This is a genomic window from Jeongeupia chitinilytica (genome assembly GCF_014652315.1).
Lineage (GTDB): Bacteria > Pseudomonadota > Gammaproteobacteria > Burkholderiales > Chitinibacteraceae > Jeongeupia > Jeongeupia chitinilytica.
Genome location: NZ_BMYO01000006.1, coordinates 284,821 through 295,079 on the forward strand (window position 1 = coordinate 284,821; position 10,259 = coordinate 295,079).

Consider the following 10,259-nt stretch of genomic DNA (forward strand, 5'->3'; position numbering starts at 1 on the left):
ACGGTTCGTTTTCGTTCGAAGCGGAGGCAACCGGCGCGAGGCCCCCTTGGGGGAAACCGGATTGGACGCACGATCCACGGGCGTTCCGGACATCGGACGAGGAGGAAACGAGCAGCCGTCGTCGCGCAACTGCACAGGTTCAGGCGAGCCGGCCGCGCTTGACCGTCAGGCCGAGCTTCGCCAGCTGCGCCGCCGCGCCGCCGGCGTGCTGCGAATGCGCCAGCGCCACGGCCAGCGCGTCGGCCGCGTCGGCCTGCGGTACGCCGGACAACCGCAACAGCCGCTGCACCATCTGGCCGACCTGATCCTTGCCGGCGTGACCATTGCCGACCACGGCCTGTTTGACCTGCAGTGCGGTGTACTCGGCAATCGGCAGTCCGGCGTGCACCAGCGCGGCCAGTACGGCGCCGCGGGCCTGACCGAGCATCAGCGTCGATGCCGGATTGACATTGACGAAGACCTGCTCGACCGCGGCGATGTCGGGGTGATAGGTCGCGACGACTTCGGCGATGCCGTCAAGCAGGGCGCGAACGCGTTCGGGCAGGCTGCCGCCGCCGGTCCTGATGCAGCCCGAGGCGACGTAGTTGCGGCTCTGGCCGGCGACGTCGACGATGCCGAACCCGGTCACCCGCGAGCCCGGGTCGATGCCGAGGATGCGCATTACGGTGCGACCGTGGAGGTGAGGGTGTCGTTGCGGGCGAAGGTCCAGGTCCGCACGACGACGAGTACGGTCGCCGGCTGGCCGAGATCGTCGCGCAGTCCCTTGGGCAGCGGCGAGAACGGCGCGGCACGCTGGAGGATTTTCAGTGCGGCGTTGTCGAGCTGGCGGTTGCCCGACGAATGTTCGACCTTGCTGGCGCGCAGCGTGCCGTCGGTATTGATCTCGGCCGACAGCTGCAGCCGGCCGTACAGCTTGTTGCCGGCGGTATCGGTCGGATAGGTGCTGGTGCCGATGCGTTCGACCTGCTGGCGCCACTGGTCTTCCCACACCGCCGTCACGGCCTTGGTCGCCGCGGTGTTCATGAAGGCCTTGCGCGGTTTTTCCTCGTAGGCGCTGACCTGCTGTTCGATCCGGCCGGCCAGGCCCGACAGTTCCGGCGCGGCCTGCGCCGGCTTGCGGTCCTGGCCGCGGACGGCTTCGGTGTTGTCGCGCTGGTCGCTGGGTTTGGCCGGCGCCGGCAGCAGGCCGCCGGCACGCAGTTTGGCCAGCAGCGCCTGCTGCTGCGCTTCGAGCTGCTGCTGGCGGGCCTGCTGCTGCTGCAGCTCGACCGAGACCCGGTTGCTCAGGACCGGCAGCGGGCTGGCTGCGTGCAGCTTGGCGTCGGTGTTGCCGCCGCCGTCGACGTTTTCCTGCGCGCGGACCTTGGCCTTGCTGGGGGCGGTTTCGGTGTGCTGGTTGACCAGCACCACCTCGAGCGGCTGATCGGTGAACTGGCGCCGGATTTCCGGCAGGACGAACTTGATGCCGAAGATCGCCACCGCGTGCGCCGAGAGCGACAGCAGCATGGCCATCGTCATGAAGCGTTGCATGCGATCCATGCGTCTGCCCGAACCCGTAGAAAGGAAGTCAATGAACCGCGCGAGTGTAGCATGGGCCCCAGTATCCAAGCGTTTGGGCTGTTGCTAAGATGCTCCAATAAGACAACCATAAGGTTAAAGCCGTGAAGCCTGTTCGTATCGTGTCCGTGCTGTTGGCCCTTTCCTGTCTTCCGGCGCTGGCCGCCGAGGACGGCGCCAAGCTGATCGCCAAGTACAACTGCCTTGGTTGCCATGCGACCGATCACAAGATCGTCGGTCCGGCGTACAAGGATGTCGCGGCGCGCTATCGGGGCCAGAAGGGTGCCGAGGCGATGCTGATGCAGGAAGTCCGTGCCGGTACCAAGGGCAAGTGGGGCGGTCCGGTGGCGATGCCGCCGCAACAGATCAGCGACGCCGATCTCAAGGTGATCGTGCAGTGGATTCTTGCGCAGAAGTAAGGCGCCGGAATGGCCGCGGCGTTCCGGGTGTGAACGCTGCGCGGCGATAAAATGTCTTATTGCAATGGACACTCGACTTGATTAAGCTGCCTGCCCATTTGGCGCGTCATGTCTTTGTAAGCGGCCGCGCCGCTGGGTTCTGAATAAGCGAGTACGACGATGGCCAAACTCACCGAGAAAGACATCCTCAGCTGGAACGGTCCGGAAGAGGACTACATGAACCCGGATCACCTCGAGTTCTTCCGGGAACTGCTGCTGAAGAACAAGGCCGAGCTGCTGGCCAATGCCAGCCAGACCAGCCAGAACCTGCAGGAGCAGGAAGCGACCCCCGATCCCGCCGACCGCGCGACGCTCGAGGAAGAGTACGCACTCGAACTGCGTACCCGCGACCGCGAGCGCAAGCTGCTGATGAAGATCGAGTCGACGCTGCGCAAGATCGACGACGGTTCCTACGGCTATTGCGAGGACACCGGCGAGCCGATCGGTCTGGGCCGTCTGCTGGCGCGCCCGACCGCGTCGCTGTCGCTCGAAGCGCAAGAGCGCCGCGAGCGGATGAAAAAGCAGTACGCCGACTAGGCATGGGCGTGCGGGCCGCCCCGCCCGCCGCCGGGGGCGACCAGCTCGACCCGGCGCGCGAGCTGATCGCCCGTACCGGTGCGCGTGCCACCGCCGCCCGCCTGCGGGTGCTGGCCGCTCTGATCGCCGCGCAACGGCCACTGTCGCATCTCGACGTCGTCGAGGGGCTCGATCCGGCGATCGACCGGGTCACCGTCTACCGCGTGCTCGAATGGCTGACCGACGAAGGTCTGGCGCACAAGCTCGCCGGGGACGACCGGGTCTGGCGTTTTTCGGTCGCGACGGTGCAACACCGTCACGCCCACTTCCACTGCCGGGTTTGCGGCCGTTTCTACTGCATCGAATCGTTCCGGACCGATCTGCCGGTGGCGCTGCCGCAAGGCTTTGCCGCCGAAGCGCTCGAGATCACCATCAAGGGCGTTTGCGCCGACTGCCGCGAATCGCGCTGATCGGCGGTGTCCGGCGTTTCCCTGTTTCGGCCGCAACGCCCTTGTTCGGCCTTGGCGAAGGCGCTACCCTAAGCGTTCGATAAAAATACCGCGCTGCACCAAGGCCAGCGTGCCGCCACGCTCAGGGATCCACCATGCATTACCAGACCGACGACGTCCGTATTCGCGAGATCAAAGAACTGCTGCCGCCTGTGGCAGTGCTGGAAAAATATCCGGTCACCGAGACCGCGTCGGCGGCGGTATTCGAATCGCGCCAGGCGATCCACAACATTCTCGAAGGCAGCGATGACCGGCTGCTGGTGATCGTCGGCCCGTGCTCGATCCACGACACTGCCGCGGCGCTCGAGTACGGTCAGAAGCTGCTGAAGCTGCGCGGACAGTTCAAGGACACGCTCGAAGTGGTGATGCGCGTGTACTTCGAAAAGCCGCGGACCACGGTCGGCTGGAAGGGCCTGATCAACGATCCGTACCTGAACGGCAGTTTCAACATCAACGACGGCCTGCGCATTGCCCGCAAGCTGCTGCTCGACCTGAACGATACCGGCCTGCCGACCGCCGGCGAATTCCTCGACATGATCACGCCGCAGTACATGGCTGACCTGATGAGCTGGGGCGCGATCGGCGCGCGGACGACCGAGTCGCAGGTCCACCGCGAACTGTCGAGTGGCCTGTCGTGCCCGGTCGGCTTCAAGAACGGTACCGACGGCAATATGAAGATCGCCATCGACGCGATCCGCGCCGCCGGCCAGCCGCACCATTTCCTGTCGGTGACCAAGATGGGCCATTCGGCCATCGTTGCCACCGCCGGCAATCCGGATTGCCACATCATCCTGCGCGGCGGCAAGGAACCGAACTACGACGCCAACCATGTCCGCACCGCGATGGCCGACCTCGCCGCTGCCGGCGTGCCGCAGAAGGTGATGATCGACTTCAGCCACGCCAACAGCCGCAAGGACTATCGCCGGCAGATGGAAGTCTCCAGCGACGTGGCAGCGCAGATCGGCGAAGGCAATGCCGCGATTTTCGGTGTGATGATCGAGTCGCACCTCGTCGAAGGCCGTCAGGACCAGGTCGACGGCAAGGAGCTCTGCTACGGTCAGTCGATCACCGATGCCTGCATCGGCTGGCCCGACACCGAAGCCTCGCTGGCCGAGCTGTCCGAGGCGGTGCTGCGCCGCCGCGCGCTGGCGCGACTCGGCGCCTGAGTACCGCAGCGAACATCGAAAAAGCCCCGGATGCCGGGGCTTTTTTTACGTCGCACGATCGCGTTGTGCGGGGAATACTGAATGCGTTGCCTTCGACGGTGAAACCGATGCGCCTGCCCTTGCACCTGCTGCAGCTGAGAAATGATCCCCTGCCCTGGCGCAAGGCGGTATGTGCACTGGTCAGCGTGACGCTGCCGGCGCTGGTCGCCGTCTGGCGCGGCGAACCGCTCGGCCTGTTGTTTGCCGCGATAGGCGGGCTGTATGCGTCGATGGTCGATTTCGGCGGGGCATTCTCGCACCGGCTGCTGACCCAGCTTGGCGGGCTCGTCTTGATCGTCGCGAGTGCGGCGCTGGGCGTGCTGATGTCGGCCGAACCCTACTGGCTGTTGCCGCTGCTGGCGCTGCTGGCTTTCGGCGTTGGCTGGTGCGACGGTACGAATCTGGCGCTGGAGACCATCCTGCGCATGGCGGTGCTGGCGCTGCTGATCTACGGCTTCACGCCGGGGCTGCCGGCCGGCATGCTGCCGTACGCGGTGCTCGGTGTGGCGACCGGCATGGTGGCCGTCGGTCTCGACGGCTGGCTGTTCCGGCACCGGCACCTGTCCGCGCAGGACCCGCTTCGGCTGCGGCGCAACCTGCTGCGCATCCGTGGCGGAGCAACGGCAGGCTGGCGGCATGCGCTGGCCTTTTCGTCGGTGGTTTCGATGGCGCTGCTGATCGCGCTCGCGCTGCATTTCGAGCGCCCGGCCTGGGTCGCGGCATCGACCTTGTTCGTGCTGCGTCCGGATGGCCCGGACAGCCTGCGCCGCCTGTTCCAGACCTGCATCGGGACGATGGTCGGCCTGTCGCTGACGTGGGTGATCGTCCGTCTCGGTCATGCGCCGCTGGTGCTGCTGGGCTGGATCGCCTTCTTCGCCTTCATCCGGCCACTGGCGCTGGCGCTCAATTACTGGCTGGGGGCGGCGGCGATGACGGCGCTGGTGCTGGTCCTGCTCGACATCGTCTATTTGCCGCACGGCGGGGACATCCACCTGTTGCGGGTCCGTCTGCTCGATACGCTCAGCGGCTCGGCGGTGGCGCTGGCCGGACTGCTGATCTTCAATCCGGCGGCCAGACGGCACCTCGGGGCACGGCTCGACGACGCCTAGCGCGGTTGCGCCAGCTTTTCGCGGACGTAATGTTCGACGTCGGCAACATCGATCCGGCCGGCCGCCGGCAGCTCGGACAGGTCGACGCCGAGCCGGTGGGCGAGCCGGGCCGCGTCGACCGAAACCGACAGCCAGCGCGAAGGATCGATTCCGCCGGCCGCATCGTCGGTCCCGGAATGCGCATTCCCGGCGGATTCGTCCGGTGAAAACAGCCAGCCGGTCGGTGCTTCCTCGATGTCCATCAGTGCCACCAGTTCGCCGGCGTGCACCGCGTCGCCGAGGGTGACGGTGAAGCTGCCCAGCGTACCGGCTTCCGGCGCGTGCACCTGCCGGATTCCGCCATTGCCCAGTGTCAGGGTCAGCAATGCAGCGTCGGTGGCGATCCGGGCGCCGACGGGGTGGTGCAGCGCGGTCACGGTGGCGATGCCGTCGAAATCCGGGGCACAGATCAGGTGGGTCGTGGTTTCGGCAGCCATGGCGGTGAATATCTACGTGAGTGGAACCGGGCGCGCTTGATCTTAACCAATAAGAGTCAAGGCATTTGTCATTAATGTGGCCCGATCGGCAATTTAATTGCAGTGCAACAACGGCCTTTCTACGATGTGGGCATATTCGACATCAGCCCAATGTGGAAGGATAGAGCGGTGACCCAGGAAAACATCCTTTTCGACGACATCCGGCCCGGCATGCGCTACACGCGCACGCATGAGGTCAAGCCAGGCGATCTTACACTGTTCGCGCTGATTGCCGGCTCGCGCGAGGTCGGTGGCAGGCTGCAGGCGCCGGCCATCGGTGCGTTTTCGCTGTTGTCGTCGACGGCGACCAATTTCTTTCCCGGCAACGGTTCGATCCTCGCCGGACACTCGATGCAGTCGTTCGGCTGGATCCGCGACGGCGATACCCTGTCGATCGCACTGACGATCCAGGAAAAGGACCCGGCGACCCGGCAGGTGATCGTCGACTGCCGCTGCGAAAACCAGGACGGCGAAGTAATCGCATCCGGGCCGATCACGCTGATTCCGCCGACGGTCAAACGCGAAAACCGCTTCGACGAACCACCACAACTTACGTTGCGGCAGTACCACGTCTTCAGTAGTCTGCGCGCCCGTGCCGCCGCGCTGCCGCCGGTGCCGACCGCGGTCGCCCACCCGACCGATGAAGCGTCGCTGCGCGGTGCGCTCGAGGCGTACGAAGCCGGGCTGATCACGCCGATCCTGGTCGGCCCGGAGGCGAAGATCCGCGCGGTCGCCGACCACGAAAGGCTGGATCTGGCCGGCCTGCGCATCGTCGATACCGAGCACAGCGTCGCGTCGGCCGAAGTGGCTGTCGCGCTGTGCCGCAGTGGCGAAGCGCAGGCACTGATGAAGGGCAAGCTGCACACCGACGAGCTGATGCGTGCGGTGATGGCCAAGGAAGGGCTGCGCGCCGGCAAGCGCGTGTCGCACGTGTACGTGATGGATGTGCCGGCCTACGGCCGGCCGCTGCTGGTCAGCGATGTCGCGATCAACATCGCCCCGGACCTCGGCGCCAAGGTCGACATCACCCAGAACGCGATCAATCTGGCGCACGTGCTCGGGATCGAGCGCCCCAAGGTCGCGCTGCTGTCGGCGGTCGAGACCGTCTACGACAAGATGCCGTCGACGCTCGACGCGGCGCTGCTGTGCAAGATGGCCGACCGCGGCCAGATTACCGGTGCGGTGCTCGACGGGCCGCTGGCGTTCGACAACGCCGTCTCGAAGGCGGCGGCACAGGCAAAGGGCATCGAGTCGCCGGTGGCCGGCGAGGCTGACGTGCTGATCGTGCCCGATATCGAGGCCGGCAACATGCTGGCCAAGCTGATGATTTATTTCGCCGGGGCCGAAGCCGCCGGCATCGTGCTGGGTGCGCGGGTTCCCATCGTGCTCACCAGCCGTGCCGACGACGTGAAGTCCCGTCTTGCCTCCGCCGCCGTCATGGCGCTGGTGGCGCATGCAAAAGGAAGCCATTAAATGAACGATCTTCTCCTCGTCATCAATGCAGGTTCGTCGAGCATCAAGTTCTCGCTGTTCGAGAACACCCCGTCCGACCCGACGCTGCTGTACAAGGGCCAGATGGAAGGCATCTACGTGACGCCGCACTTCACCGCCAAGGATGCGTCCGACAAGAAGCTCGTCGACGAGGACCTGCCGGCCGAGCTGCCCAAGAGTCACGACACGTCGCTGCGCCATATCCTCAAGTGGCTGGACACCGTCACCACCGGCCGCAAGATCGGCGTGATCGGTCACCGCGTCGTCCACGGCGGTACGCGGTTTTCGAAGCCGGAGCTGGTGACGCCCGAGGTGATCGTCGAGCTGGAAAAGCTGATTCCCCTGGCACCGCTGCACGAGCCGCACAACATCACGCCGATCAAGATCATGGCCGAGCTGCTGCCGAACGTGCCGCAGGTCGTCTGCTTCGATACCGCCTTCCACGCCAACCAGCCCGAGCTGAACCAGCTGTACGCGCTGCCGTACGAGTTCTCGCTCAAGGAAGGCATCCGCCGCTACGGCTTCCACGGCCTGTCGTACGAATACATCGCCAGCGTGCTGCCGCGCGTCGATACCCGTGCCGCTGAAGGCCGCACCGTCGTCGCCCACCTCGGCAACGGTTCGTCGATGGCAGCGCTGCTCGCGTGCAAGGGGATCGCGTCGACGATGGGCTTTACCGCACTCGAAGGCCTGCCGATGGGCACCCGCACCGGTTCGATCGATGCCGGCGTCGTGCTGCACCTGATCAACCACCTGAAGATGGACGCGCAACAGATCGAGGATCTGCTGTACAAGCAGTCGGGCCTGCTGGGCCTGTCGGGCATTTCCAGCGACATGCGCGATCTGGAGGACAGCGGTACCGTCCGGGCCAAGCTGGCCATCGACTATTTCGTCAGCAAGGTCGTGCGCGAAGCGGCATCGCTGGCGGCGGCGCTCGAAGGTTTCGACGCGCTGGTGTTCACCGCCGGTATCGGCGAGAACGGTGCCGACATTCGCCTGAACGTCTGCCGCCAGCTGCGCTGGCTCGGTGTCGAGATCGACGAGGCGGCCAACAAGGTCCGCTCCGGCGAACCGCGCCGCATCTCGCTGCCGAGCAGCAAGGTGGCGGTGTACGTGATCCCGACCAACGAAGAGCTGGTGATTGCCCGCGCGTCGCGCGCCTGCATCGCTGCCTGAGTTCGCGGCGTTCCATCCAGGCCGGCGAGGTTCTCGCCGGCCTTTTTTCATCGTGATTACATGATCGGTCGCGACACTGACGACATGCCGGTCGTTTCCCGCCTGCCCGACAGGCTCTAAACTGGGAACCAAGCCGGTTTGCGGGCGGTCTGCTCAGACCGGCGACGTATCGCCAACGATAACAGGGAGAGACCATGGAGAACGAAATCGTCATCGACAGCGCCCCCGAGGCGCGTCGCCTGCCGGCAAGCGACGGCTGGCGCTGGATCGTCGAGGCGGCACGGCTGTTCCGTGCCAGCTGGCTGCAATGGCTGCTGATTTCGCTGGTCTTCGTCGTCATCGTCATGGGACTGTCGCTGCTGCCCTTCATCAACGTGGTGTCGACGGTGCTGACGCCGATGCTGCTCGGTGGCGTGATGTGGTCAGCCCAGGGCGCGCGGCAGGGGCGTACGCCCGAAGTCGGCGACGTATTCGCCGGCTTCCGCCAGCGCCCGCGCGAGCTGTTCCGCGTTGGCCTGTACTACCTGATCGGCGTGATGATCGTCGCGCTGCTGCTGGTGGTGCTGCTGTACCTGTTCGGACTGACCGAGACGTTCGAGGCCTGGCGCAACGCCGCGACCATGACCGACCAGCCCGAGATCGGCGGCAGCGGCTGGCTGGTGGTGGGGCTGGGGCTGGCCGGCATGCTTGTCGTCTACAGCAGCTATTTCTTCGCGCCGGCACTGGTAATGCTGCACGGCGTGTCGGCCGGCGAGGCGATGCGCCTGTCGCTGGTCGGCTTCTGGCGCAACTGGCTGCCGGTGCTGCTGGCATCGGCCATCCTCACCGGTCTGGCGATCATCGCGATGATTCCGATGATGCTCGGGCTGATTCCGCTGATTCCGGTCGTGCTGCTGAGCAACTACACCGCGTATGCCGACGTCTTCGAGACGCGCTGAGCAGGAGCCGGGGATGAAGGAAAGTCCGTTCAAGGGGAAGCGCGGCCTGTCGCGCGTGGTCAACGCGCTCGGTTATTCGCTCGATGGCCTTGGGGCCGGCTGGCGCAACGAAGCGGCGTTCCGCCAGGTCTCGCTGCTGGCGGTGGCCGGCATCGTCGTTGCCTTCGTGCTGCCGCTGCCGGCATGGGCGCGTGCGGTCGTCGTCGGCAGCCACGTGCTGACGGTGATCGTCGAGCTGCTCAATTCGGCGATCGAGGCGGCGGTCGATCATACGTCGCTGGAAAAACACCATCTGGCCAAGCGTGCCAAGGACCTCGGCAGCGCTGCGCAGCTGGTCTGCCTCGGCAATCTGGCGCTGATGTGGGCGCTGGCCCTGTTCGGTCGCTGATTTTTTCCTGACGAAACGAGAAATGGATACACTGCGCGCTTTTGCCCGGAGCGCGCCGTGTATTCGAGCACTTTCATTTTCGAGAAGCTGCAGTACGACGCCGAGTTCGACCGGCTCGACCCGCTGATCGCCGCTGCGGCACGCGCGCACCCGGATTTCGCCGGCGAGGAATACTGGGAGAACCCGCACAACGGCCGCATTTGCGTCGTCTACTACTGGCATGCGCTGGGCGGTCTGCAGGCGCTGATGCGCGATCCGGCACATCTCGAGGCCAAGCGGCAGTACCGGCGCTGGTACAAGGGCTTCCAGGTGGTGATAGCCGAGGTTGTCCGCACCTATGGCGATGGCCATTTTGCCGACCATCCTGCGGCTGCACTGGCCGGGCAGCCGGCCTGAT

General features: G+C 65.6%; 13 protein-coding genes. 10 read left to right on the forward strand and 3 right to left on the reverse strand.

The features are described from left to right. Window positions 1–139: 139 nt before the first annotated feature. Window positions 140–661: a crossover junction endodeoxyribonuclease RuvC gene (ruvC, locus tag IE097_RS12795; RefSeq protein ID WP_189461233.1), complete on the reverse strand. Its 522-nt coding sequence runs from the start codon at window positions 659–661 to the stop codon at window positions 140–142. After that, complete coding sequence (locus IE097_RS12800; protein ID WP_189461234.1) at window positions 661–1,539, reverse strand: TonB family protein; 879 nt, start codon at window positions 1,537–1,539, stop codon at window positions 661–663. Before IE097_RS12800 ends, ruvC begins: the two co-directional genes overlap by 1 nt. A 122-nt stretch (window positions 1,540–1,661) precedes the next feature. Between IE097_RS12800 and IE097_RS12805 the strand changes: the two genes are divergently transcribed. From IE097_RS12805 to IE097_RS12825, 5 genes are all read left to right on the forward strand, one after another. Further along, on the forward strand, window positions 1,662–1,976 hold the full coding sequence (locus IE097_RS12805; RefSeq protein WP_189461235.1) for a c-type cytochrome: 315 nt from the start codon (window positions 1,662–1,664) through the stop codon (window positions 1,974–1,976). Window positions 1,977–2,135: 159 nt separating this feature from the next. Continuing rightward, window positions 2,136–2,552, forward strand: a complete 417-nt coding sequence (gene dksA, locus IE097_RS12810) for an RNA polymerase-binding protein DksA (protein WP_189461236.1) — start codon at window positions 2,136–2,138, stop codon at window positions 2,550–2,552. A gap of 8 nt (window positions 2,553–2,560) precedes the next feature. Further along, the gene (locus IE097_RS12815) at window positions 2,561–3,001 is read left to right on the forward strand and encodes a Fur family transcriptional regulator (protein WP_229797575.1); all 441 of its coding nucleotides are present in this window, start codon (window positions 2,561–2,563) and stop codon (window positions 2,999–3,001) included. Between the two features lie 134 nt (window positions 3,002–3,135). After that, a complete protein-coding gene (gene aroG / locus IE097_RS12820) occupies window positions 3,136–4,206 on the forward strand; it encodes a 3-deoxy-7-phosphoheptulonate synthase AroG (protein ID WP_189461238.1) in 1,071 nt (356 codons plus the stop codon). Window positions 4,207–4,313: 107 nt separating this feature from the next. Beyond that, window positions 4,314–5,354 (forward strand): FUSC family protein, encoded by a 1,041-nt coding sequence (locus IE097_RS12825; protein WP_189461239.1) that lies wholly within the window; start codon window positions 4,314–4,316, stop codon window positions 5,352–5,354. Here the strand turns inward: IE097_RS12825 and IE097_RS12830 are convergent. Further along, on the reverse strand, window positions 5,351–5,830 hold the full coding sequence (locus IE097_RS12830) for a hypothetical protein (RefSeq protein ID WP_189461240.1): 480 nt from the start codon (window positions 5,828–5,830) through the stop codon (window positions 5,351–5,353). The two genes, IE097_RS12825 and IE097_RS12830, sit on opposite strands and share 4 nt — an antisense overlap. A 168-nt stretch (window positions 5,831–5,998) precedes the next feature. Between IE097_RS12830 and IE097_RS12835 the strand changes: the two genes are divergently transcribed. From IE097_RS12835 to IE097_RS12855, 5 genes are all read left to right on the forward strand, one after another. Then, window positions 5,999–7,342, forward strand: a complete 1,344-nt coding sequence (locus IE097_RS12835) for a bifunctional enoyl-CoA hydratase/phosphate acetyltransferase (protein ID WP_229797576.1) — start codon at window positions 5,999–6,001, stop codon at window positions 7,340–7,342. Continuing rightward, entirely contained in the window at window positions 7,343–8,536 is a 1,194-nt protein-coding gene (locus IE097_RS12840; protein WP_189461242.1) for an acetate/propionate family kinase, read from the forward strand. A 194-nt stretch (window positions 8,537–8,730) separates the two neighbouring features. Continuing rightward, the gene (locus IE097_RS12845; protein WP_189461243.1) at window positions 8,731–9,474 is read left to right on the forward strand and encodes a BPSS1780 family membrane protein; all 744 of its coding nucleotides are present in this window, start codon (window positions 8,731–8,733) and stop codon (window positions 9,472–9,474) included. A 13-nt stretch (window positions 9,475–9,487) separates the two neighbouring features. Continuing rightward, window positions 9,488–9,862, forward strand: coding sequence for a diacylglycerol kinase (locus tag IE097_RS12850; RefSeq protein WP_189461244.1), 375 nt, complete (start codon window positions 9,488–9,490; stop codon window positions 9,860–9,862). Window positions 9,863–9,919: 57 nt separating this feature from the next. Further along, window positions 9,920–10,258, forward strand: a complete 339-nt coding sequence (locus tag IE097_RS12855; protein WP_189461245.1) for an antibiotic biosynthesis monooxygenase — start codon at window positions 9,920–9,922, stop codon at window positions 10,256–10,258. The last annotated feature ends 1 nt before the right edge of the window (window position 10,259 follow it).